The 23,805-nt window shown below is 69.8% G+C and carries 22 protein-coding genes; 13 read left to right on the forward strand and 9 right to left on the reverse strand.

What is annotated here, in order from left to right:
• A complete protein-coding gene (locus IQ220_RS13730) occupies positions 1-1,005 on the forward strand; it encodes a hypothetical protein (protein ID WP_193915773.1) in 1,005 nt (334 codons plus the stop codon).
• Here the strand turns inward: IQ220_RS13730 and IQ220_RS13735 are convergent.
• The 5 genes from IQ220_RS13735 to IQ220_RS13755 all read right to left on the reverse strand — a co-directional run bounded on the left by IQ220_RS13735 (position 974) and on the right by IQ220_RS13755 (position 8,971).
• A complete protein-coding gene (locus IQ220_RS13735) occupies positions 974-1,402 on the reverse strand; it encodes a polysaccharide pyruvyl transferase family protein (protein WP_193915776.1) in 429 nt (142 codons plus the stop codon). The two genes, IQ220_RS13730 and IQ220_RS13735, sit on opposite strands and share 32 nt — an antisense overlap.
• Positions 1,403-2,025: 623 nt before the next feature.
• The gene (folB, locus tag IQ220_RS13740) at positions 2,026-2,463 is read right to left on the reverse strand and encodes a dihydroneopterin aldolase (RefSeq protein ID WP_193915778.1); all 438 of its coding nucleotides are present in this window, start codon (positions 2,461-2,463) and stop codon (positions 2,026-2,028) included.
• On the reverse strand, positions 2,460-3,854 hold the full coding sequence (locus tag IQ220_RS13745; RefSeq protein ID WP_193915781.1) for a glutamate-5-semialdehyde dehydrogenase: 1,395 nt from the start codon (positions 3,852-3,854) through the stop codon (positions 2,460-2,462). The genes folB and IQ220_RS13745 overlap by 4 nt, the downstream gene beginning before the upstream one ends.
• Before the next feature lie 7 nt (positions 3,855-3,861).
• Positions 3,862-4,773: an ROK family protein gene (locus IQ220_RS13750; protein ID WP_193915784.1), complete on the reverse strand. Its 912-nt coding sequence runs from the start codon at positions 4,771-4,773 to the stop codon at positions 3,862-3,864.
• Between the two features lies 1 nt (position 4,774).
• A complete protein-coding gene (locus tag IQ220_RS13755) occupies positions 4,775-8,971 on the reverse strand; it encodes a translocation/assembly module TamB domain-containing protein (RefSeq protein WP_193915798.1) in 4,197 nt (1,398 codons plus the stop codon).
• 169 nt (positions 8,972-9,140) lie between these two features.
• On the opposite strand from IQ220_RS13755, the gene IQ220_RS13760 reads away from it, so the two are divergent.
• The 11 genes from IQ220_RS13760 (at position 9,141) to IQ220_RS13800 (ending at position 17,970) form a co-directional block, all read left to right on the forward strand.
• Positions 9,141-9,611, forward strand: coding sequence for a Ycf51 family protein (locus tag IQ220_RS13760; protein ID WP_186696541.1), 471 nt, complete (start codon positions 9,141-9,143; stop codon positions 9,609-9,611).
• A gap of 103 nt (positions 9,612-9,714) precedes the next feature.
• On the forward strand, positions 9,715-10,026 hold the full coding sequence (locus IQ220_RS13765) for a DUF4332 domain-containing protein (RefSeq protein ID WP_370561806.1): 312 nt from the start codon (positions 9,715-9,717) through the stop codon (positions 10,024-10,026).
• A 67-nt stretch (positions 10,027-10,093) separates the two neighbouring features.
• Positions 10,094-10,435, forward strand: a complete 342-nt coding sequence (locus tag IQ220_RS13770; protein WP_370566485.1) for a hypothetical protein — start codon at positions 10,094-10,096, stop codon at positions 10,433-10,435.
• Positions 10,436-11,755 (forward strand): CocE/NonD family hydrolase, encoded by a 1,320-nt coding sequence (locus tag IQ220_RS13775; protein WP_370566486.1) that lies wholly within the window; start codon positions 10,436-10,438, stop codon positions 11,753-11,755.
• Positions 11,713-12,150 carry a CocE/NonD family hydrolase C-terminal non-catalytic domain-containing protein gene (locus tag IQ220_RS16595; RefSeq protein WP_370566487.1) on the forward strand — a complete coding sequence of 146 codons (438 nt, stop codon included), beginning with the start codon at positions 11,713-11,715 and terminating at the stop codon, positions 12,148-12,150. The genes IQ220_RS13775 and IQ220_RS16595 overlap by 43 nt, the downstream gene beginning before the upstream one ends.
• Before the next feature lie 50 nt (positions 12,151-12,200).
• Positions 12,201-12,488 (forward strand): hypothetical protein, encoded by a 288-nt coding sequence (locus tag IQ220_RS15870; protein WP_228009234.1) that lies wholly within the window; start codon positions 12,201-12,203, stop codon positions 12,486-12,488.
• Entirely contained in the window at positions 12,464-12,976 is a 513-nt protein-coding gene (locus tag IQ220_RS13780; protein WP_228009235.1) for a DUF3887 domain-containing protein, read from the forward strand. Before IQ220_RS15870 ends, IQ220_RS13780 begins: the two co-directional genes overlap by 25 nt.
• A gap of 70 nt (positions 12,977-13,046) precedes the next feature.
• A complete protein-coding gene (gene glgB / locus IQ220_RS13785; RefSeq protein ID WP_193915801.1) occupies positions 13,047-15,359 on the forward strand; it encodes a 1,4-alpha-glucan branching protein GlgB in 2,313 nt (770 codons plus the stop codon).
• Positions 15,360-15,415: 56 nt separating this feature from the next.
• Positions 15,416-16,474: a uroporphyrinogen decarboxylase gene (hemE, locus tag IQ220_RS13790; RefSeq protein ID WP_193915804.1), complete on the forward strand. Its 1,059-nt coding sequence runs from the start codon at positions 15,416-15,418 to the stop codon at positions 16,472-16,474.
• 8 nt (positions 16,475-16,482) lie between these two features.
• Positions 16,483-17,520, forward strand: a complete 1,038-nt coding sequence (locus tag IQ220_RS13795; protein ID WP_186696544.1) for an NAD(P)-dependent oxidoreductase — start codon at positions 16,483-16,485, stop codon at positions 17,518-17,520.
• Positions 17,521-17,628: 108 nt separating this feature from the next.
• Positions 17,629-17,970, forward strand: a complete 342-nt coding sequence (locus IQ220_RS13800; protein WP_186696545.1) for a c-type cytochrome — start codon at positions 17,629-17,631, stop codon at positions 17,968-17,970.
• 125 nt (positions 17,971-18,095) lie between these two features.
• On the opposite strand, the gene IQ220_RS13805 is transcribed toward IQ220_RS13800, so the two are convergent.
• Together IQ220_RS13805 and IQ220_RS13815 are read right to left on the reverse strand one after the other, a co-directional pair.
• The gene (locus tag IQ220_RS13805) at positions 18,096-18,326 is read right to left on the reverse strand and encodes a hypothetical protein (protein WP_228007512.1); all 231 of its coding nucleotides are present in this window, start codon (positions 18,324-18,326) and stop codon (positions 18,096-18,098) included.
• Between the two features lie 159 nt (positions 18,327-18,485).
• A complete protein-coding gene (locus IQ220_RS13815) occupies positions 18,486-19,229 on the reverse strand; it encodes a hypothetical protein (RefSeq protein WP_228009236.1) in 744 nt (247 codons plus the stop codon).
• Positions 19,230-19,474: 245 nt separating this feature from the next.
• Between IQ220_RS13815 and clpB the strand changes: the two genes are divergently transcribed.
• Positions 19,475-22,138 carry an ATP-dependent chaperone ClpB gene (gene clpB, locus IQ220_RS13820; RefSeq protein WP_193915807.1) on the forward strand — a complete coding sequence of 888 codons (2,664 nt, stop codon included), beginning with the start codon at positions 19,475-19,477 and terminating at the stop codon, positions 22,136-22,138.
• A gap of 2 nt (positions 22,139-22,140) precedes the next feature.
• Here the strand turns inward: clpB and IQ220_RS13825 are convergent, their stop codons facing one another.
• Positions 22,141-22,914 (reverse strand): Coq4 family protein, encoded by a 774-nt coding sequence (locus IQ220_RS13825; protein ID WP_193915810.1) that lies wholly within the window; start codon positions 22,912-22,914, stop codon positions 22,141-22,143.
• On the reverse strand, positions 22,911-23,798 hold the full coding sequence (locus IQ220_RS13830) for an NAD-dependent epimerase/dehydratase family protein (protein ID WP_228009237.1): 888 nt from the start codon (positions 23,796-23,798) through the stop codon (positions 22,911-22,913). Before IQ220_RS13830 ends, IQ220_RS13825 begins: the two co-directional genes overlap by 4 nt.
• Positions 23,799-23,805 lie beyond the last annotated feature (7 nt).

A 23,805-nucleotide genomic window follows, 5' to 3' on the forward strand; every position in this document is an offset into this window, starting at 1 on the left:
ATGACCCACGCCGCAGCTGGCCAAGGCCTGGGCGGCCGCTTCGGGATCGTGGTGGTGCACCGCTCCGCCAGTCCTTATCTGGCGGTGTGCCTGCAGCAGGCGCGGCGCTGCAACCCCGGCGTGCCGATCGTGCTGGCGGGCGATGCCAGCAACGAGGCCCTGGCGGTGGATCGCTTCGTGGCCATCGACGCCCTGCCCCGCTCCGACGCGCATCGCCGCTTTCTGCAGGACTACCGCCACCACAGCCCCTCCCAGAGCCTCGAGTGGGAGCGCTTCTGCATTGAGCGCTGGTTCGTGCTGCTGGCCGTGATGGAACGGGAAGGGCTCGACCAGGTGCTGGCCCTCGATTCGGATGTGCTGCTGTTCTGCGATGCCCGGCAGGAGGCCCTGCGCTGCAGCCGTTATGCCGTGGCCCTCAGCCACTGGGATGAGCAGCGGGCCCTGCCCCATTGCACCTACATCCAGGCCCGCGCTGCCCTGGAGGAGTTCTGCCGTGAGGTGAGCCGCACCTACGCCAGCGGCAGCCGCCTGGCCGAGCTGATGGCGCGCAACAGCAAACAGCATGGCCGCCACTGGATCTCCGACATGTCGCTGTGGCGGGCCTGGTGCCGCAGCACCGGCCACGCCGTGCTGATCCGCGAGCGCCTGCCGGCGGATGACGCCCTCTACGACAGCTGCATCGAGCACGTGCGCGGCTTTGAGGCGGTGAGGCCGCTGCCACTGCTGGTGCGCCCCTGGAAACGGCTGGTGTTCGAGCAGGGCCAGGCCTATGGGTTCCGCAGGGCCAATGGCCAGCGGGTGCGGCTGCTCTGCGTGCACTACCACGGTCGCTTCAAGGTGCTGATGGCACGCCATGCCCGGGGGCAGCGCGATGGGCTGCTGGCGGGGCTGCTGCTGCTGCGCCTCAAGCTGGCCGACCTGCCCCTGAAGCTGGCCCGCCTGCTGGGCAGCCGCCTGCGGCGGCCGCCGGCGCTCAGGAGGGATCGCTCCGCACCTGCTCCCTGATCAGCGCCACCGAGGCCTCCACGGCCTGGCGCGAGAGCACCAGCATCCGCGCCTGGCTGGCGGCGATCGCCTCAAGGGGACAGGCCTCGATGCAGCCCTGCATCAGCGCCAGCAGGCTGTCGGGCGTGAGATCTTCAGCTGCAAACAGCAGCGGCCAGCTGATGCGGCCCAGCACCTCGGTGAGCTTGCCGCCGCCGGCGATCTGGTCCACGGCGATCACCGGCACGCCAGCCGCCAGGCCCAGCAGGGAGCCGTGCAGGCGGGTGGTGAGCACCAGGTCCACCGCCGCGAACTGGGCCTCGATGCGCTCCCGAGGATTGGTGGCCGAGAGCACGGTGTCGATCGGCTGCACCAGCCCCGGCTGACGCTCCAGCACCTCGGTGAACAGTGCCTCCACGGCCGCAGAGCGATCGCGGCCGAGGCCGTAATCCTTCTGGCGGCCGCGGAGACAGAGGCCGATGCGGGCCTCGGCCAGGCTGGCGGGCCGGGAGCGCTCCAGGGGAGGCTCACAGTGGCTGATGGCCAGATCGAAGCGGCCAGGTTTGATGCCCTCTCCTGCGCCTGGGCTGCCAGGGGCCGCCGCGCCGTCGCGGCCACCACGCCATCGAGTTGGCGGTTGAGGGCCTGCTGGCTCTGCAGCAGCGACACGCCGGCGGCCAGCTTGCGCGTGTGGCCACTGGCCGCCAGCAGGCGCCGCATGCGCTTGGTCTGCACCAGGGGGCCGCAGACGAACACCAGGGTGCTGAGCTGGGGAGCCAGGGCCGAAGGATCCGGGGTGGGTCGATGGGCCGGGCCCGCATGGCTGGGGTGGGACAGCACGCTGTGCTCAATCCCGGCCCGGGTGAGGGCCGCCGAGAGGTTGTCCACCGCCAGCAGATCCCCCAGGGTGGCGCCGCGGGGCCAGCTGCCCCACCAGATCAGGGCGATCGGTCCGCAGCCTGGGGTTGCAGCCAGGGCAGGCCTTGCAGCCAGGCCTGCCGCCGCAGCCATGCCTGCCCCCGCAGCCAGTGGCCGAGGCGATCAGCCATGGGGGAACCCCGCAGCTCCAGATGCGCTCTCAGCGGCGGCGGGCCAGCGGCGCTGGCGCCGCACGGCCACCTGGCCGCCGAAGCCGGGCACCGGCGGCGAGCACTTGCGCAACTCCAGCTGGATCGGCACGGCGCCATAGAGCTGCTCAGCCCGCTCGAGGATGCGCTCGCTGAACTGCTCCAGAGTGAGGCAGACCGTGGCGCGGGCCAGCTGCTGCAGGGCCGTGATCAGGAGGCTGTAGTCGAGGCTGGCGGCCAGGTCGTCCTCGCGGGCGGCCCGGCTCAGGTCAGCCGCCAGGGTGAGGTCAAGCTCAAACCACTGGCCCAGCTGCCGCTCCTGCTCCAGCACTCCCACGTGGGCCCACAGCCGCAGGCCGCGGACCAGGATCTGATCCCCAGGGGCAACGGCGCCCTGACCCGTGGCGCTCACAGCGGCAGGGCTCTGTGGCTGAACTGGCGCTCGCCACTGGCGTAGTCGGCGGCGGTCTGCCCCTGGCCGCGCAGGCGGTAGCGGTAGGTGATCAGGCCCTCCAGTCCCACCGGCCCCCGGGGCGGCAGGGTCTGGGTGCTGATGCCCACCTCGGCACCGAAGCCGTAGCGGAAGCCATCGGCGAAGCGGGTGCTGCAGTTCAGAAACACACCGGCGCTGTCGACACCGGCCAGGAAGCGGTCGGCGGCCTGCTCGTCGGCGGTGCAGATGGCCTCGGTGTGACGGGAGCCGTAGCGGCTGATGTGCTCCAGGGCGCCATCGAGGTCTTCCACCACCTTCACCGCCAGGATCAGATCGGAGTACTCGCAGCCCCAGTCGTCCTCGCTGGCCGCCACGGCCACTCCGAGGGCCTGGCTGGCCGCATCGCCACGCAGCTCCACCCCGGCTGCCGCAAAGGCCGGCAGCGCCAGGGGCAGAAAGCGGTCGGCGATCGTCCGGTGCACCAGCAGGGTTTCAATCGCGTTGCAGGCGGCTGGGTAGTGGGTTTTGGCATCCAGAGCCACCCGCAGGCTGAGCGCGCAGTCGGCGGCGGCATCCACGTAGAGATGGCAGACACCGTCGGCGTGGCCCAGCACCGGAATGCGGGTGTTGTCCTGGATGAACCGCACCAGGGCGTTCGAGCCCCGGGGAATGATCAGGTCCACCAGCCCATCGAGTTTCAGCAGGGCCAGACTTTCCTCACGACTGGTCAGCAGGGCCAGGGCCTCGGGCGCCACGGCGCTGCGGGCCAGGCCCTCCTGCAGGGCGTCGAGGATGGCGGCACAGCTGCGGCTGGCCTCACGGCCGCCCTTGAGGATGGCGCCATTGCCGGAGCGGATCGCCAGTGAGGCGATCTGCATCACCGCATCGGGGCGCGCCTCGAAGATCACGCCCAGCACGCCGAGGGGCACGGTGATCCGCTCCAGCACCAAGCCCTGATCGAGCTCGGTGTGCAGCTGACGCTGGCCGAGGGGGTCGGGCAGCGCCGCCACCTGCCGCACCCCTTCAATGGCAGCCTCGAGCTTGGCCGCATCGAGCTTCAGCCGGGCCACGAGCGCCGGCGCCAGCTGATCGGCGGCGGCGGCCTCCAGATCGGCGGCATTGGCGGCCAGGATCGCCTGCCGGGAAGCCTGCAGCGCCTCCGCCATCGCCAGCACCGCCTGCTGGCGCTGCCGATCGGAGCACTGGCCCAGGTCCATGGCACTTTGCCGCACCGTGACCGCCCGCTGCAGCAGCTCAGGGCTGGGATCGGGAACAGCTGCAGCTGCGGGGGAAGCAGCACGGGCCGAATCAGCCGTGGACGAATCAGCCGTGGACGAGGCCGCAGGAGAGCTGGAGACGATGGAGGTCATGGCTCCATCATCTCAATCCGCCGGGCTGCAGCCGCTCGAAGGCCAGGCGCGCCGCCCCCAGCCGGCCGGCGCCGTTGCCCAGGGCACAGCGTTCAATGCGCAGATCGTGGCGGCTCACGGCCAGCACCCGCTCCTGAACCTGCTCCCACACCGCCGGCAGAAAGTGGTGGCTGGCGCCGCTGAGGCCGCCACCGAGCAACACCAGCTCCGGGGTGAGCACATAGAGCAGGGAGCAGAGACCGATGCCGAGCAGGCGCCCATAGCGGTGCCACACCGCCAGGGCCTCGGCATCGCCGGCGTCGGCCAGACGGCAGAGCTCCCGCGGATCAAGCGGGCTCAGACGGCCCAGACCGGCAATGCTGCAATAGCTCTCCAGGGATCCCCGGTTGCCGCTGTTGCAGGGCGGGCCATCGGGCTGCAGGCCGATCAGACCGGGCTCGGCCGCCGCGCCAGCGTGCCCGGTGAACAGCCGCCCGCCCAGCAGCACCGCCCCCCCCACCCCCGTGCCGAGGGTGAGCAGCAACACGTCGGCAGCACCGCGGGCGGCGCCGTGCCAGAGCTCACCGATGGCGGCACAGTTGGCGTCGTTGGCCAGGGTCACGGGACGCTGCAGCAGCGGCTCCAGCCAGTCGGCCAGGGGCACATCCCGCCAGCCGGGCAGGTTGATGGCAATGCTGGCGCGGCGGCAGGAGCGGTCGCTGGGCCCCGGATGACCGATGCCCACCCGCTCGGCCAGCCGTTGCGGATCCAGCGCTTCCACCGCCTCCTGGATCGCCATCGTCACGGCGCCGGGCATGGCCGGCTGGGGGGTGGGGCAGACGGCCTCGGCCAGCAGGTCGCCAGCCTCGCTGAAGCGGCCCAGCTTGATGGCACTGCCGCCCAGATCCACCCCGATCGCCTGCCGTCCGGAGCCCGCCATCTCAGAAGCGCAGGAACACCTGCAGCTGGCCTTGCCACACCCCCTGGGTGTCGACGGATCCCTGCAGGTTGATCAGATCGCTGGCCTTGTAGTTGAGGTTGAGCTGGGGGGCCACGTCACTGCGGTTCGGGGCCGCGAGTACCGAGGCGTTGAAGCGCTCATTGATGTCGAGGCCGATCTCGGAGCCCAGCACCAGCTGGGGGGGCACCTGCTGGGAGCGACGCTCGGAGCGGCTGCTGAGGGTGGGGGTCACGTAGGCGGGGTAGAGGGCGAAGCTGAGCCGCTGATCGAAGGCGTCGCTGAGGTTACCGAGCAGGGGGGCGAGCAGGGTCTGGCCCAACACCGTGGCCAGGGCGGCGCCGGCCCCGCCTTCGGTGAGGCCCGCCAGGGAGTTGCCGCCGATCAGGGCCAGCAGCCGGTCCTGGGGCAGCGGCGGGCTGCTGCGCAGCTCGAGCGTGTCGGCAAGCCGATCGGCCGGCCCGCTCACGGACAGAAACACCCGCACCAGGTTGAGCTGATCGAGGGTGCCGGCGCCCCCCTGGGTTTCGAGCTCCGCCAGCGAAGGCCCCAGGGAGCCGCTTCCCAGGCCACCCACCTGGAGGGTGTCGGACACCCGGGTGCGCAGGGCCACATCCACGAAGGGGATCAGCCCTGCCGAGGGCGTGAACACCGCCACGTTGGGGGCCTCGGGGTCGAGGCTGAAGGTGGTGGTGAACAGAGTGAGGCGGCCACGCTTGAGCCGCACCACCCCCCGCGCCTCCAGGCTGGGATCCAGCCGGCCGTTGATGCGCAGCATCCCCTCGGAGGCAAAGCTGGCCAGGTTGGGCACCACCACGGTGAGGTCCGGGCCGAGGCTGAGGCGCAGATCGTCGAAACCGATCACGCTCGCGGCGGGCAGCAGGTCGCGCAGGTTGGCGCTCGCCCGGCTTTCCACGCCAGGCCCCAGCAGGTCCAGAGCTCTGCTGAAGTCCCAGTTCTGGAGCGCCTCACGCGACACCGTCGTGGTGCTGTCACCAGCTGCCGGCGCCGCACCCTCCGGCTGCACATTGATCGTGCCCTTGGACATGCTCAGGTCGCCGCCGATGTCCAGGGCCGCCAGGCTGCCTGACACCAGCAGGGATCCGGCCGCCACGGCCTTCACCCGCGGCAGGGCGAAGGGCACGTCCGTGAGCTCCAGACTGAGCTGGGAGGGCTCACCGTCCTCCATGACGGCTGGCTCCAGCAGGCCAAGGCTGCCACTGCCGCTGATGCTCCCCTGCGGGCCCACCTGGGCGGTGAACTCCTGCAGGAACAGCTGTTCGAAGTCGAAGAGCACGGTGGCCTGGAGGTTCTCCACCTTCTGGCCCACCAGGGTGAGCGCGGCATCGCGGAAGCGCAGAAAGCCGTTGGCGATCGGATCGTCGAGGCTGCCGCGCACCAGCAGCTGCAGGTCGCCGCCTCCCGCGTTCCACTCCAGCTCCGGGCGGGCCAGCTCGGTGAGGAAGCGCAGGCCGTCGTCGCGGCTGGCCAGGCGCAGCTCCAGCCCCTCCCTGGCTGGATTGAGCGGCACCTGGCCCGCCAGCTCGACGTTGCTCTCCGCCCCCTCGGCGCGCAGAGCCAGATCCACGTTGAGCACGTCCCCGGCCACGGCCACCGCGCCGCGCTCGAGCAGCAGGGGCGCCTCTCCGAGAGCCCCATCCTCCAGGGCGAAGTCCAGGCTGAGTTCCGGATCAGCGCCGCCCAGGCTGTAACGCCCTTGAGCGGCGATCCGGCCCCGCAGAGTCTCGGGCACGGGCGTGAGCAGGGCCACCAGGGCTAGGGGCAGGCCGGAGAGCGAGAGCTGGCCCTGGCCCATGCGGAAGGGGCCCTGCAACGTCACCTGCACGGGCTCGCTGGTGAGGGCCAGGTCCTGGTCCTCACCCGGCAGCCAGAGGTGGGCCCTGATGGAGAGGTCGGCGCGGGTGTCCACCAGCCTGGGGCCGGTGAGCGTGGCATCGAGGTCGAAGCGTCCCGCCAGCTTCTCCAGCCGTTGGGCCACGGTGAGGCCGCTGAGCGGATCGCGGCGGGCCCCCTGCAGGGCCGTGCGCGCCAGCTCAAGGGCCGCCAGCTGGCCATCCAGACTGCCGCCCAGGGTGTCGATCAGGAAGGTGCCGAGATCTGACGCCGTGCCCCTGGCCAGCTGGCCCTCGCCCTGCCACAGCGGCCAGGCCTCCAGAAGCTGGCGCACCAGCGGATCCCGCAGTTCCCGCCCCGTGACCGTGGCCTGGAAGGGGCCCTTCCAGCGGCCACTCCAGTCGATCGCGACTCCGCCTCCGCTGAGCGGCACCACATCGACGCGAGCCTGATAGCGGCGCTCGGTGTAGCGGCCGGAAATGCTGGCCTCCTCGGCCCAGACACCGAGCAACACCGGCCGATCCAGGCTGGCCTGGCCGCTGAAGGCGAGGGGTTGCAGTTCCAGTTCCCCCGCGCCGCTGAGGGCTCCCTTCAGCGGTTGGCGCTGGCTGCGGGGCCCCAGGGTGAGCATCACGCCATCGAGGGGGAAGGCGTCGGCGGTCCAGCGGTACAGCCGCGGCGACCCCCTCAGGGCCAGGGCCCCACCGCTGCGCCGCAACAGCACCGACTCGGGCACCCAGCGGCGATCCAGGCTCGCCTCCAGCGTGGCCGGCTCGGTGGTTCCCACGGCGCGCATCGCCAGCCGCCCGCCTCCTGCGGCGTTGCCGAACCAGTCGCCAGACCACGTTTCCGACACCCGCAGGGGGCCGGCTCCCGGGCTGGACACGGTCAGGGCGAAGTCCGGAGTCAGGCCTGTGAGCGGGCCGCGGATGCTGCCGGAGGCATTGAGCACCCCTTCGAGGTCGGTGCCCACGGCGGCGCTGAGCTTCGGCAGCGGGAAATCGCTGATCGCCAGGCGCAGATCCAGGGGGCCGGGGCGCAGCGGCTGACCGGGATTGAAACGCAGTGGCAGGCTGCCGCTGGCCGTGAGGTGGGCACTGCGCAGCCGCTCCAGGCGCAGCTGCTCGCCATTCCAGCGCAGCAGCCCGTTCCAGGAGCCGATCACGGGGTTGCTGGCCTGGCTCAGGGCAGCCTCCACCTGGGGCCTGGGCCAGCTGCCGCGCACCTGGAGCTGGCCCCGCAACGCCTCGCCCAGCAGCCCCGGCGGCGTGCCCTGGGTCTGGGGTAACTCGCTGGGCAGCAGCTGCCAGGAGCCATCGAGCTGCAGGCGTTTGCCCAGCTCGCCCCGCACCCGCAGCCAGGAATTGAGGCGGCGCACTTCCAGGGTGTCGAGGGCGAGTTGCTGGCGCTGCCAGCGGGCCTGCAGACCGACGCGGCCATCGAAGTCACCCCAGCGCCAGCTGGTGGCCGGCAGCGAGATCAGCTGACCCCTGCAGCGCAGGCGGGGCTCCCTGAGGCTCAGCGGCGGGTTTGCGCCCGGGGCCTGCCACTGCACCCGTTGCAGCTGCAGCTCCCCCTCGCACTGGGGCCCCCCATCCCGCCAGGAGAACGTGAGCCGGCCGCTGCCATCGCCCTTGAGGGAGCCGGGCAATCCCAGGAACCGGGCAGGCAGCTGCAGCGGAAACCCCTGGCTCAGCAGCTGGGCTTTGGCGCTCTGCTTGCCCCAGTTGCCCTCCCCCACCAACCGCAGGCTGCCGTCTTGACCGGCGGCGGGGCCGGAGGGCCGCACCAGCGCCCGCAACTTGATCGTCTCAAGGTGCAGCTTCAGGTCGGCACTGCCCTCCACCTGCAGGCTCACGCCAGCGGGGGCGACGTTCAGCTGGGCGGGCTGCTCCAGCCGCAGCCGCAGGTCCAGCCGCGGCGGTTCGGCGTTCGGATCATCGGGCGGCAGCACCCAGTAGCGCCCCTGGGCATTGCGGCGCAGGTTGGCCTCCAGACCGACCAGCCCGAGTTGGAGCACGGGCCGGCGCAGCCGCAGGCTGGCCAGGGGGTCCAGGCTCAGCGACAGCTGGCGCACGTCCAGGGTGGAGGCGTCGTCGGGGCCGGGCAGCACCCGGCTGGGACCCAGCGTCAATCCCGACCAGCCCAGGCCGCGGTAGGGGCCGAGCTGAAGGGGGTGACCCAGGGCCCGGCCGAGGGTCGATTCCAGGCGTGGCTGCACGCGGCGGTAGACCCCCGCCAGCAGCGCATCGGCGGAGCCGATCGCCACCCCGGTGGCCGCCATCGTGGCCACGGAAGCCAGCAGCAGGGGGGTCGGCCGCCCCAAGCGCAGAGGCCTTTTCCCAACTGGCAGATCGTCAGCCTGGCTGGCCTTGTCTGCCGCCTCTGAATGCTCCTCCCCAGGGTTCTGATCCGGCACCACCGCCATTCCCCCGGGGATGCCATCGCGCTGTGCGGGCGCAATATAACGGCGTTGCCCAGCCCCCTCCAGCCCCATGTCCACCGACCCGATCCTGTTCAGCGCGGGGGAGTGGCTCGGCGCCGCCAGCGGGGTTCTGGCCCTGCTGACCATCGCCGGCTTCCTGCAGCGCTGGGGCATCCGCTTCCGGCTGGTGGGGATTACCAGCTTCACCGCCTTGCTGGCCCTCTCCTGCCTGGCCTTCGCGATCAGCTACCGCCCCCGGGTCACCGTGCCGGGCGCCCTGGCCGTGCCGGTGGTGTACGACAACGGCGGGGATCTGGTGATCGCCACCGCCAGCGCGGACTTCCCCCTGGAGGCGGCGCTGCCGAGCGTGGAGCAGGTGGCCCTGAACCTGCGCAACAGCGGCCGCAGCACCCCCACAGGCCTGGTGCACGTGCGGCTGCGCCGGGTCGAGGCGATCGGCCCCGGGCTGAACGCGCCTGTGGTGCTGGCGGAAGCCACGCGCAACCTCAACACCGGCACAGTGGAGATCGACCCTGGCTGAGCGCGACGCCAGCCCCCAGGGGGAGCCCCGCTGGAGCCTGCCGCCCCACTTCGCGCGGGAGGAGCGCCAGCTCAGCGCCGCCGGCATCGGCAGCTGGAGCGGGCTGGCCGGGCTCGACGACACCGCCCTGAGGCGACTGGGCAGGGCCGGTGGGGCCAGTGAAGCGCGCCTGATCCGCCTGCGCGGCCAGGCGCGGCTGGTGATCGACGTGGGCCTGGAGCCTGCCGAAGCCGCCCTGCTGCTGTACGCCGGCGTGCCCGATCGGCGCGCCCTGGCCGAGGCCGACCCCCAGCGGCTGCTGGTGCAGATGGGCCGCCTGCAGCGCAGTCTCACCGGCCTGGCAGCCCCGATGCTGAGCCTGGCCCGCTTGAGGCAGTGGATCCAGCGGGCCCGGGATCGCCGCACCAGAAACTGACCCCAGCCAGGGGAGTGACCGCCTCACCCCCTTTCAAATGGAGGGGAGCCGGGAAATCTCCAGATCCATGGCCGTGTCCAACTTGAACCAGTCCTTCTCCCTCACCCGCCAGCCCTGGCATCGCCGTGCAGCGCCGGCGGTGGCTCTGCTGCTGACGGCCCTGGCCCTGGTGCCGCCGCTGCTGAGCCAACCCGCCCGCAGCCAGTCCCAGCTGCTCGAGAGCGTCAAGCGCAATCCAGCCAAGGCCAAGAAGCTCTGTGCCCAGCTGCGCCAGATGAATGCCGAGGGCGTGTCATACACCAGCCGCAAGGCCACCCGGGTGATCGCCGCACAGGAAAACCTGAGCCCCGGCGATGCCGAGGTGCTCACCACCTACGTGGTGGGCCTCCATTGCCCCGACGTCCGCTGAGTGGTCCCCCAGGCTGAGGGCTCGGGTCCCCCTTCTCCCCAGGACCACTGGCTCACCTGCCGGGATGGCGTGCGGCTGGTGAGCCGGATCTGGGAACCGGAGGGGGAGGGCCCCTGGCCCGTGCTGTTGATGCGCCAGCCCTACGGCCGCGCCATCGCCTCCACGGTGACCTACGCCCATCCCAGCTGGTATGCCAGCCACGGCTTCCTGGTGGTGGTGCAGGACGTGCGGGGCCGGGGCGATTCGGAGGGGGACTTCGCCGGCTTCGCCCAGGAGGCCCGCGATGGCACGGACACGTTGCGGTGGGCCAGGCAGCTGCCTGGCAGCAACGGCCGTCTTGGTTGCTATGGCTTCTCCTACCAGGGATTGGCTCAGCTGCTGCTGGACGCTGACGGCCCCCTGCCGGACTGCCTGGCTCCCGCCATGGCCGGACTCGATGAGCGCCTGCACTGGGCCAGCAGCGGCGGCGCTCACTGGTGGGCCCTCGGCCTTGGCTGGGGCCTGCAGCTGGCGGCCGAGCGCCTGCGTCGCCGCGGCGACAGCCAGGGCTGGCTCGAGATCCGCGGCGCCCTCGACAGCGGCCAGTTTCTGAGCACGGGCCCGGAGCTGCTGCAGCGCCACGACCCGGGCGGCATGGCCCTGCGCTGGTTGCGCAGCGATGCGGGCGAACCCACCGCCTGGAGCCGCCACAGCCCGCCGGATGCCCTCTGGCGCCAGCCGATGCTGCTGATCGGCGGCTGGCACGACCCCCATCTCTCAGGAGTGCTGGATCTCTGGCAGCAGGCCCGCCGTCGAGGCGGCCAGCCCCTGTTGCGCCTCGGCGCCTGGAGCCATTTGCGCTGGGACGGTGGCCTCGATGGGCTGCAACTGCGCTTTTTCCGCCACCACCTTCAGGACGCTCCCCTGGAGCCCACTGGGACGCCTGCCGTGGAGGCCGCCCAGGACCTGGCCCAGGCTGTGGCCCTCCAGGACTGCCGCGGAGGCCCCTGGCTGCGGGGCCGGAGCGAAGCGCCAGGTGGCCGGGAGCAGACCCCTGGGCCTCGCAGCTGGGCACTCGGCAGTGCCGGGCTGGCTGCCGTGGACCCGCAGGAGGGCTGGCTGGCGGCCAGCGCCCCTGGCGACGGCGACGGTGGCGGTGGCGGTGGCGGTGGCGGGGACCGGCCGCGTCAGCCCGTGAGCTGGGTGCACGATCCCTGGCGGCCGGTGCCGGGGCGGGTGGGCATCTCGGCCTCGATGCCGGCCTCTGCGAGCGCAGCGACCTGGATCGGCGCACCGACGTGGCCTGCTTCAGCTCCGCCCCCCTGGAGGCCCCTGAGCTGATCGCCGGCTGGCCGCGGCTGGAGCTGCAGGTTGCCGCCGATCAGGACGGTTTCGACCTCTGCGCCGCCCTGTCGGTGCTGGAGCGCAGCGGGGCGGTGCGCCAGCTCTGCACCGGCGTGCTGCGCCAACGGGGCTCCCACTGCCGCCAGGTCCGCTGCCTGACCCTGCACCTGCAGCCCCTCTGGACCCGCCTGGAGCCGGGTGAGCGGCTGCGGCTGTCCCTGGCTGGAGCGGCCTGGCCCCAGCTGGCCGTGAACCCGGGAACGGGGGAGCAACCCTGGGGCGGCGCGGACAGCCGCCACCGGGTGATCACCTACTGGCTGGCCACGGCGGAGTCCAGGCTGACCATCGCACCCTTCGCCTGGACAGAAGCTGGGGCAAACTGTGGCCATTGATCCCAGCGCTGCTGATGCGGTTTTCCCTGCCGTCGGGCTCCCCGCGTTCCTTGCCGCTCCTGCCGGCCAGGGCCCTCACCCTCGCTGCGGGCCTCCTGCTGCTCTCCGGCACGCCCCCCCTGCTCCCTCAGCCGGCCCTGGCCGATGCTGCCGCGGCCGCGGCTGAAGCCTCCAACGGGCTCACGGTGGAGCAGGCCCGCGCGGCGGCGAACCGGATCCTGAAGGCGGTGCAGAGCCGCGATCCCAACCTCCGCTTTGCCCAGTCTCCGAAGAGCTCAAGGCCATCAGCAGCCCCCAGATGGTGGCGGAAACGATGCGCACTCAGCCGGATCTGCTGAGCTGGACCCTGCTCAGCGTGCGCGGCGGTCTGGCCTCCACCACCGTGGAGGCCAGCCTCACCACCAGTGATGGGGTACGCGACCTGTTCATCGTGCTCAACCCCGAGGGCGAGCTCACCGGCTACCACTTCGACCTCACCGATGCCAAGGCCAGCCGCGTGGCAGCGGACTTCGTGCGCTCCCTCAGCAGGGGGCATTTCATCAGTGCCCGCAGCTTCCTCTCCCTTCCCCTGCAGGAGGAGCTCACCACGGCCACGCTCCAATCGCGCTGGATGCAACTGCAGCGGAGCACCGGCAACTTCGTGCGGGTGGTGCGGGTGATCGAGGCCAGCCAATCCGACGACAGTCAGCTGGTGCTGGTCAACACGGAGTTCAACCGCCTCACCGACAACCTCTTCGTGATCCTCAACAGCAACAACGAGATCACGGGCGTGGATTTTCCCCAGGATCCCAACCCCCCGCAGAAAGCCCCGGCTCCAGCCCGCTGAAGCCAGCGCGGCTGCAGGTCCTTGAGGGCGGATCGGCCGCCTAAGGTCAGGTCCCCCAAGCAGTGTCTCAATGGCGGTCCCCACTGTGGAGTGGATGGTGGACGATGGCCGCCGCCTGGCGGAGTGCCGCCATGACCATCCCTTTGCCGTGCTCGGGCATCAGCCCCTGGGAGGCGGCAGCTGGGTGGTGCGGGCCTGGCTGCCGGAAGCGGAGCAGGTGAGCCTGCTGAGCGGCGAGCTCAGCCTGCCGATGACCGCACCCCACCACCCCTGGGTGTTTGAGGCGGAGCTGTCCCACGACCCCGGCCCGGCCTATCGGCTGCGGGTTCAACGGGGGGGCCTCACCCATGAGGCCCACGACCCCTGGGCCTTCCGCGACGAGTGGATGGGCGAACTCGATCGCCATCTTTTTGCCGAGGGCAACCACCACCACATCTGGCACCGCATGGGGGCCCATCGGCTGGAGCGAGACGGTGTCGCCGGCGTGATGTTCTGCCTGTGGGCACCCAATGCCCGCAGCGTGGCGGTGCTGGGCCCCTTCAACAACTGGGATGGTCGCCACCATCCGATGCAGTCGCGGCTGGGAGGCTGCTGGGAACTGTTCATCCCGGGTCTGGACGCCGGCGCCATCTACAAGTACGAGGTGCGCTCCCAGGCCGGCCACTGCTACCAGAAGGCCGACCCCTACGGCTTCCGCCACGAGGTGCGGCCCGCCAATGCCTCGATCGTGGAGCCGCTGGGCCACTTCGCCTGGAGCGACGACGGCTGGATGGGCCAGCGGGACAGCCGCAATCCGCTGGATCAGCCGATTTCGGTTTACGAGATGCACCTCGGCAGCTGGATGCACGGCAGCGCCGAGCAGCCCTTTCTGGAAGAGAACGGCCGGGCCAGAACGCCGATCCAGGCCGCAGATCTCAAACCGGGAGCACGGCTTCTCACCTATCCCGAACTGGCCGACAGGCTGATTCCCTACGTGAAGGCCCGGGGCTTCACCCACATCGAGCTGATGCCGATCTCCGAGCATCCCTTCGATGGCTCATGGGGCTACCAGGTGACGGGCTGGTACGCCCCCACCAGCCGCTACGGCACACCGGATGAATTCCGCGCCTTCGTCAACCGCTGCCATGCCGAGGGGCTGGGCGTGATTCTCGACTGGGTGCCCGGCCACTTCCCCAAGGATGCCCATGGGCTGGCGTTCTTTGATGGGGCCCACCTCTACGAGCATGCCGATCCGCGCATCGGTGAGCACAAGGAATGGGGCACCCTGATCTTCAACTACAGCCGCAACGAGGTGCGCAACTTCCTGGTTGCCAATCTGATCTATTGGTTTGAGGAGTTCCACATCGATGGCATTCGCGTTGATGCGGTGGCCTCGATGCTCTACCGCGACTACCTGCGCCCCGATGGCGAGTGGCTGGCCAACGACCAGGGGGGCCGCGAGAACACCGAAGCGGTGCTGTTCCTGCAGCAGGCCAATCATGTGCTGTTCCAGCACTTCCCCGGCGCCCTTTCCATCGCCGAGGAGTCGACAACCTGGCCGATGGTGACCCAGCCCACCGACATCGGCGGTCTCGGCTTCAACCTGAAGTGGAACATGGGCTGGATGCACGACATGCTCGATTATTTCGAGCTGGATCCATTGCATCGCCAGTTCCACCAGAATAACGTCACATTCTCGATCTGGTATGCCTACACCGAGAACTTCATGCTGGCCCTCAGCCATGACGAGGTGGTGCACGGCAAGAGCCATCTGCTGCACAAGATGCCGGGTGACGACTGGCAGAAGTTCGCCAACGTGCGCGCCCTGCTCGCCTTCATGTGGACCCACCCCGGTAAAAAGACCATCTTCATGGGCATGGAGTTTGGCCAACGCTCCGAGTGGAACGTGTGGGGTGACCTGCAGTGGGACCTGCTCAACCACGCCCCCCATCAGGGCATCCAGCACCTCGTGGACGACCTCAACGTCTTCTACCGCTCCGAGCGGGCGCTCTGGGGCGACGACTTCAACGAGTACGGCTTCCAGTGGATTGATTGCAGTGACAACCGCCACTCCGTGATCAGTTTCATGCGACGCGAGAGTGCCACGGGTCACTGGCTGGTGGTGGTGGCCAACTTCACACCCCAGAGCCACTCCCACTACCGCATCGGTGTGCCTGTGGAGGGCTACTACAACGAGGTGTTCAACACCGACGCCGAGCGCTACGGCGGCAGCAACCTCGGCAACCTCGGCGGCCGCTGCACCGAGGACTGGGCCCTGCACGGCTACGAGCACTCCCTGGATCTGTGCTTGCCCCCCCTGGCCGTGCTGGTGTTCCAGCGGGATGAGAAGCGCAGCCAGAGGGTCTGTGACGAAGCGGCCGCTGAAGCCCTGCCAGCCGCCTGAAGCCCAGACCTGCTCAGGTAGGTTCCCCTTCAGATCCCCATTTCAACTCTCTGCCGATGGCCCCGAACGCTCCCCTGCTGCTGCGCGCCGCCCGAGGTGAGCAGGTGGAGCGGCCGCCGGTGTGGATGATGCGCCAGGCGGGGCGTTACATGAAGGTCTACCGCGACCTGCGCGACCGCCATCCGGGCTTCCGCGAGCGCTCGGAGAATCCCGATCTCTCCTACGAGATCTCGATGCAGCCCTACCGGGCCTTCCAGCCCGACGGGGTGATCCTGTTCTCCGACATCCTCACGCCCCTGCCGGGGATCGGCATCGACTTCGACATCATCGAGAGCAGGGGGCCCGTCATCGAGCCCGCCATCCGCAGCCAGGCCCAGGTGGATGCCCTGCGGCCCCTCAATCCGGCCGAGGCGCTGCCGTTCGTGGGCGAGGTGCTGGGCCGGCTGCGGGCCGATGTGGGCAACGCCGCCGCCGTGCTCGGCTTCGTGGGGGCTCCCTGGACCCTGGCCGCCTACGCGGTGGAGGGCAAGAGCTCGAAGACCTATTCCGTGATCAAGGCGATGGCCTTCCAGGAGCCGGCGCTGCTGCACCAGCTGCTGGGCCACCTGGCCGATGCGATCGCCACCTACGTGCGCTACCAGATCGATTCGGGGGCCCAGGTGGTGCAGCTGTTCGATTCCTGGGCCGGTCAGCTGAGCCCGATCGACTACGACCTGTTCGCCGCCCCGTACCAGAAGCGGGTGATCGATCAGGTGAAGGCCACCCACCCCGACACCCCCCTGATCCTCTACATCTCCGGCAGCGCCGGTGTGCTCGAGCGCATGGCCAGCACCGGGGTGGACTTCATCTCCCTCGACTGGACCGTGGACATGGCCGACGGCTGCGCCCGGCTGCCCGAGCACCTCGGCGTGCAGGGCAATGTGGATCCGGGCCTGCTGTTCGGCACGCCGGAGGCGATCCGCGCGCGCATCCTCGACACGGTGCGCAAGGCCCGCGGCCGCCGCCACATCCTCAACCTCGGCCACGGCATCCTGCCGGGCACTCCGGAAGACAACGCCCGCGTGTTCTTTGAAACCGGCAAGGCGGTGAGCGAGCTGCTCGGAGCCGCCGTTTGAGCCCAGGGGTGCAGCGGCCCCAACGCATCCTGATCACCGGCGCCAGCGGCTGCGTTGGCCAGTACATCGCAGAGCTGCTCTACCGCCAGACCGACGCCGAGCTGCTACTGCTGCTGCGTGATCCAGCCAAACTCACGGCGGTGCCCCAGGACGATCCCCGCGTGACCCTGGTGGTGACCGACCTGCGCGAGCTGGGCAAACCGGGCCAGGAGGCCGCTGCCGCCGCCATCGGCTCGGCCAGCCGGATCCTCCACACGGCCACGGCCTGGGGGGATCCCGAGCGGGCCCAGCGGGTCAACGTGGAAGCCGTCAAGATCCTGCTCAACCTCACCGATCCGGAGCGGCTGGAGCAGCTGATCTATTTCTCCACTGCCTCGGTGCTGGATCGCCGCCTGCACCTGCTGCCCGAGGCGAGCCGCTACGGCACCGAGTACATCCAGACCAAGGCCCTCTGCCTGCAGCAGCTGGAGCACCACCCCCTGGCAGCGCGCATCGTGGCAGTGTTTCCCACCCTGGTGTTCGGCGGCCGGCTCGATGGCGGCGGCCCGTTCCCCACCAGCTACCTCACCGCGGGCCTGGGGGAGGCGGCCCGCTGGCTTTGGCTGGCCCGCTGGCTGCGGGCTGACGCCTCCTTCCACTTCATCCATGCGGCCGACATCGCCCGGGTGTGCGTGCACCTGGCCACCCAGCCCCACCAGGCCAACCCGGAACCGGCCCAGGGGCCGCTGCGCCGCCTGGTGCTGGGCCAACCCGCCGTCACCGTGAATGAGACCGTGCGGCAGCTGGGCCGCTGGCGGGGCACCTGGATCCCGGCCTTCGGCCTCGACCTGCGTGGCTGGCTGGTGGAGGGCCTGATCAAGCTGCTGCGGATCGAGATGACGCCCTGGGACCGCTTTTCGATACGGCAGCGCCATTTCGTGCACCAGCCGATCAGCCCGCCGGAGCGCTTCGGCGAGGTGAGCCACGCGCCCAGCCTGGAGGCGGTCTTCGCCGATGCGGGGCTGCCGCAGCGGGGCCCGCTGCCGCCGCCGCCGGGGCGGGAGTAAGGGGGATGCGCTGCCACGTCGCAAATGTTTCGAAGCTCGGCGTCGCCAAGCACAGCCGCCCCTGCGGCGCTTAAGTTTTCGGGTAGCCCATGCCTGATGCGCCCCTCCATGCGCCGTCTCTTTTCCCTGATCGCTCTCTGCCTCGCCCTGGTGCTGGGCGCTGCCCCCAGCTATGCCGCTGATGTCGCCCACGGCGGCCAGCTCTTCTCCGCCAACTGCGCTGCCTGCCACATGGGCGGCGGCAATGTGGTGAACGCGGAGCGCACCCTTAAGCAGGACGCCCTTGAGGCCTACCTGGCTGATTACAGCAGCGACCACGAAGCCGCCATCGCCTACCAGGTGACCAACGGCAAGAACGCCATGCCCGCCTTCGGCGGCAAGCTCAGCGAAGGCGACATCGCCGACGTGGCCGCCTACGTGGAAGACATGGCCGGCAAGGGCTGGGCCTGAGTTTCTGGCCTGGCCAACCCTGAAAGGTGGGCCAATCACCGAACAGCAAGCGCCCCGGTCTAGGCCGGGGCTTTTTTCATGTCTTCCTGGTGGTGGTGACCTTGGCTCAGCCTGAGGGTCGTCCTTCAGGACGCAGCCGAATCCTGTTTGCGGAGCGCAAGAACGGCCAGATACAGATCCTCGGGTACCTCGCGGATGTCGTATTCACTCGGCGGCACCCCGTGCACATGGCGATGCACCGCCATCCAACAGTTGCGCTCAGGGTCACGCCCGGTGGCGTCAAATTCCCTGGAAGCCTCGACAAGCTCGGCGATCAACTCCTGGGGGTAGACGGGTGCTTCCATACCGATCTCCATGGCGGGTCACTGCAGCGCCACGGTACCGGCGTCGAAACCGGGTCAGAGTAGGAGCGATTGCTGGAGCCACGATGGCCAACCCCTATCGGGCCTTGATGCTGGGCCTGGCCGTGAGCCTGGTAGGGCAGTTGGGCCAGGCGGCCCGCGCCCAGAGGGTGATCACGGGTGGTTGCCCCATGCTGGTGCCGGAGAGCCAACGGGAGCTGCAGCCCAAGCGGCTGCCGGCGAACCAGGTGAGGGGCAAAAACGAACTCGGCTGTCTGTCACCCCATGACGCGGTCTATGGGGCCGACGGCTGCCCGCTGCGGCTGTGTGGGCCCAACGCCGGGGTGATTCAGCTGCCAGAGCCGTAGGCCACCTGGCAGACGGCATTGAGCAGCTGAGCTGACCGCTGCCCTCCAGGTTGTAGTTGAAGCTCACTCCGCCGGTGCCCACACTCTCCACTGAGCCATAGTCAAGCTGGATGTCGGTCTCGGGCACCACGATCAGCGTGGACTGCTGGTCTGCCGCAGCATTCACGAGGGAGCCGATCGCGGCCCCCGTGGCCAGGCCCGCCACACCCCAGGCCGCAGCGCTGGCCCCCCACCAGCTCCAGCCGCCCCAGCCGCCATACCAGCCATGGTTCCAGGGCCGGCTGTTCCAGTAGCCGCCACCGCGCCAGTTGTCGTTCCAGCCGTGGAGGTCACGGCTGTAGAAGTTGTTGTTGATGGTCACCCGATTGAAGCGATCACCCTCCACGGCGGGCCTGGCCCCGGCGCCATAGAGCGGATGCTCTCCCCGGTAACCGCCACGCCAGGCGTCGCCGGCCCCGCCTGAGAAGCGGTACCCGTCCCTGGCCAGGGCATGGCTGCTGAGCCAGGCACCGGCAGCCTCGGAGATGGTCAGAAACCTCTCGCGGGCCACTCTGCAGCCGGTGTTGAAGCAATCACTGATGGGACTCGAAGGCCAACCATGGCCCTGGCCCAACGGCCAGCCTCCCTGAGGCCACTGCTGCTGGAGGTGCCCGGGGGACGGCTTCCCCACCCGTGAGCGACGGAGATCCCACCAGCTGCCGGAGCGCCGTACCGATCGGTTCGGCTCCCAGGGGTTTCAACCGCTACCGCCGTGCATAGCGTGATCACAACGCAAGATCACAGGGAGAGTCGTCCATGCATCCCACCGCAGAACTGTTCACCGAAAAGGCCTGGGGCGCCGTGGTGGCCGCCCAGCAGCTGGCCGTGCAGAAGCGCCAGCAGCAGATGGAGAGCGAGCACCTCTTCTCGGCTCTGCTGGCCCAGCAGGGGCTGGCCGGCCGCATCCTCGAAAAAGCCGGCGTGGATGTGGGCAGCCTCAGCCAGAAGGTGGAGGCCCACATCAGCGCCCAGCCCAGCCTCAGCGCCCCGCCCGACAACGTGTACCTGGGCAAGGGGCTCAACGCCGTGCTCGACCAGGCCGAGCAGCTCAAGCAGACCTATGGCGACAGCTACATCGCCATCGAGCACCTGCTGCTGGCCCTGGCGATCGACGACCGCTGCGGCAAGCAACTGCTCGCCCAGGCCGGCACCAGCGCCGACAAACTCAAGGAGGCTGTGCAGGCAGTGCGGGGCAGCCAGAACGTGACCGACCAGAACCCCGAGGGCACCTACGAATCCCTGGAGAAGTACGGCCGCGACCTCACCGCCGCCGCCCGCGAGGGCAAGCTCGATCCGGTGATCGGGCGCGACGAGGAGATCCGCCGCACGATCCAGATCCTCAGCCGCCGCACCAAGAACAACCCGGTGCTGATCGGCGAACCCGGCGTGGGCAAAACCGCGATCGTGGAGGGGCTGGCCCAGCGCATCGTCAACGGCGATGTGCCCCAGGCCCTGCAGAACCGTCAGCTGGTGTCGCTGGACATGGGCGCCCTGATCGCCGGCGCCAAGTACCGCGGCGAGTTCGAGGAGCGGCTCAAGGCCGTGCTCAAGGAGGTCACCTCCTCCGAGGGGCAGATCGTGCTGTTCATCGACGAGATCCACACCGTGGTGGGGGCCGGCGCCACCGGCGGCTCGATGGACGCCAGCAACCTGCTCAAGCCGATGCTGGCCCGCGGCGAGCTGCGCTGCATCGGCGCCACCACCCTCGATGAGCACCGCCAGCACATCGAGAAGGATCCGGCCCTGGAGCGCCGCTTCCAGCAGGTGTTCGTGGATCAGCCCACCGTGGAAGACACGATTTCGATCCTGCGGGGCCTCAAGGAGCGCTACGAGGTGCACCACGGCGTGCGCATCGCCGACAACGCCCTGGTGGCCGCCGCCGTGCTCAGCAGCCGCTACATCGCCGACCGCTTCCTGCCCGACAAGGCCATCGACCTGGTGGATGAATCGGCGGCGCGGCTGAAGATGGAGATCACCTCCAAGCCCGAGGAGATCGACGAACTCGATCGCCGCATCCTGCAGCTGGAGATGGAAAAACTCTCCCTGGGCCGCGAATCCGACGCCGCCAGCAAGGAGCGGCTGGAGCGGCTGGAGCGGGAACTCGCCGAACTGCGGGAGCAGCAGAGCGGTCTCAATGCCCAGTGGCAGGCCGAGAAGGGAGCGATCGAGTCCCTCGGTGCGCTCAAGGAGGAGATCGAACAGGTGCAGCTGCAGGTGGAGCAGGCCAAGCGCCAGTACGACCTCAACAAAGCAGCTGAACTCGAGTACGGCACCCTGGCCGACCTGCACCGCAAGCTGGCCAGCAAGGAGGCCGAGCTCAGCGGCGGCAGCGGCCCGGATGGTGCTGAGGGCAGCACCGAAAAAACCCTGCTGCGCGAGGAGGTCACCGAAGAGGACATCGCCGAGGTGATCGCCAAGTGGACAGGGATCCCGGTGAGCAAGCTGGTGCAGAGCGAGATGGAGAAGCTGCTGCACCTGGAGGACGAACTCCACACCCGGGTGATCGGCCAGGCCCAGGCCGTGACCGCCGTGGCCGATGCCATCCAGCGCTCCCGCGCCGGCCTCAGCGACCCGAACCGGCCGATTGCCTCTTTCCTCTTCCTCGGCCCCACCGGCGTGGGCAAAACGGAGCTCTCCAAGGCCCTGGCCGCCCAGCTCTTTGATGCCGACGACGCCATGGTGCGCATCGACATGAGCGAGTACATGGAGAAACACGCTGTGAGCCGCCTGATCGGCGCCCCTCCCGGCTATGTGGGCTACGAGGAGGGCGGCCAGCTCACCGAGGCCGTGCGGCGGCGCCCCTACGCCGTGATCCTGTTCGACGAGGTGGAGAAGGCCCACCCCGACGTGTTCAACGTGATGCTGCAGATCCTCGATGACGGCCGCGTCACCGATGGCCAGGGCCGCACGGTGGACTTCACCAACACGGTGCTGATCCTCACCAGCAACATCGGCAGCGCCTCGATCCTGGATCTGGCCGGCGACCCAGCCCGCCACGGCGAGATGGAGAAGCGGGTGAATGAGGCGTTGCGGGCCCACTTCCGCCCCGAGTTCCTCAACCGCCTCGATGAAACGATCATCTTCCACAGCCTGCGCCAGGAGGAGCTGCGCGAGATCGTGGAACTGCAGGTGCAGCGGCTGGAGCGACGCCTGGAGGAGCGCAAGCTGGGGCTGCAGCTCAACGCCGACGCGCTCGACTGGCTGGCCGGGGTGGGCTACGACCCCGTCTACGGCGCCAGGCCGCTGAAGCGGGCGATCCAGCGCGAACTGGAAACCCCGATCGCCAAGGGCATCCTGGCGGGCCGGTTCACGCCGGGCCACAGCATCGTGGTGGATGTGACCACCGATGCCAGCGAGGCTGCTGAGGGGCGCCTGCGCTTCCAGCAGAGCGAGCCGGCCCAGCTGCCGTTGCTGGTCTGAGCTCAGGCGGCCAGGGCCGCCGCCAGGTCTTGATCGCTGTGCCAGCTGAACAGGCCCTGCCGTACTGGCTGGATGCCCAGTTCCACCCGCAGCTCTTCGAGGTTCTGCTCCAGGCGCTCCGGCCAGTTCACCGGAAACAGGGGCTGGGCCTCCAGGCCCAGCTCCAGCCCACGGCTGATCATGCGGAACACGTAGGCCGTGGTGCGGGCCTGCTCCCGGGGGTTGTCGAGCTCCTCGATCGGCGTGTCGGTGCGGAACCAGGAGGTGAGCAGGGCAATGAGATCGGTGAAGGCCAGGCCGGGATGGGAGAACTGGGCCACGCTGGCGCTGATCACGCCAAGCTCCCCATAGTTATCCAGGCTGAAGCCCGTCACGATGTGGTGGATGTCGTGGGTGGCGTACACGCGGTAGTTGATGTAATCGGCGTCGCTCTCCAGGTTGTTGAAGAAGGCCGGCTCGGGGAAGAAGTTGATGTCGTAGCCGAGGGTGGCCATCACCGTGCCATAGGTGTGGCCCAGGCTGCCCTTCGGCATCGCTCTGAGGGCTTCGAGGTTGTAAGGGGCGATGGGGCGGCGCTGCTCCACCCAGGCCCAGCTGGCCGGATCGCGCTGCAGGCGGCTGAGGCAGAGCTGCATCGGCCGCGAGGCACGCAGCCGGTGCGAGAGCATGAACACGTTGTCTGCCGACTGGCCGGCGCCCACCGCCAGGTCAGCCAGATCGAGAAACTGCTGGATCGACTCGGCGCTGGCGACCCGATCGAGATAGCGGAAGCTCATGCCTGGGCCGTTGGGCCCGCAACGTTACGTGGCTTCGGCACGCCCAGGGCCAGCAGGCCCGTGTTGCGAATGCGCCGGTTCGCGGCCGGGGTCTGTTCGGAGCCGCCGGTCCACTGCACAGGCTCCAGCCCCTGGCTGGAGCAGACCCGATCCATCAGCTGACGCAGGGTGACCGGCTGGCCATCCACCACGTTGAGCGTGCCGCTGAAGCCGCTCTCCAGCACCCGGTCGATGGCGACCACGGCATCGTCGCGATGGATCCAGTTGCTCCAGGTGCTGCCATCCCCGGGCCGGCGGCTGCCCGCCAGCCTGGCCAGGCGCGGGGCCAGCTCCCGGCCTGGACCGTGCAGGGCGCCGAGGCGCAGCAGGGCCACCGGCTGGGCGGCCTGCCCCAGCAACGCCTCGGCCTGCAGCAGCACTGCGGCATGGTCATCGCGGGGCTGGGGCGGCGTGGATTCATCGATCCAGTCGCCCCCCGCATCGCCATAGACGCCGCAGCTGCTCGTGTAGATGATCTGGCGCAGCAGGGGCAGCTGCGGCAGCAGCTCCAGCAGGGAGCGGCAGGTGGGGAGGTAGGTGGAGGCGTAGGCGTCGGCGTCCACCTGGCGATCGCCCCCGGGCGCCAGGGTGAGCAAAACCACCTCCGCCTCCGCCAGGGCGTCGGCCATCGCGGCGGTGTCACCGCCCCGGAGCAGCCGTGCCTGCAGACCCAGGGCCTGAAGCTCGGCCAGGCGTTCCGGGCGGGTGGTGGTGACCAGCAACTCGTGCTGGCCGCGGGCCTGCCAGACGCCGGCCAGGGCTGTGCCCAACCAGCCGCAGCCAATGATGCTGATGCGCACACCGCTCTGCCGCTGTGGTGACCCTACGAGCGACCCTCGATCCATCAGCCGG

The organism is Cyanobium sp. LEGE 06113, from assembly GCF_015207615.1.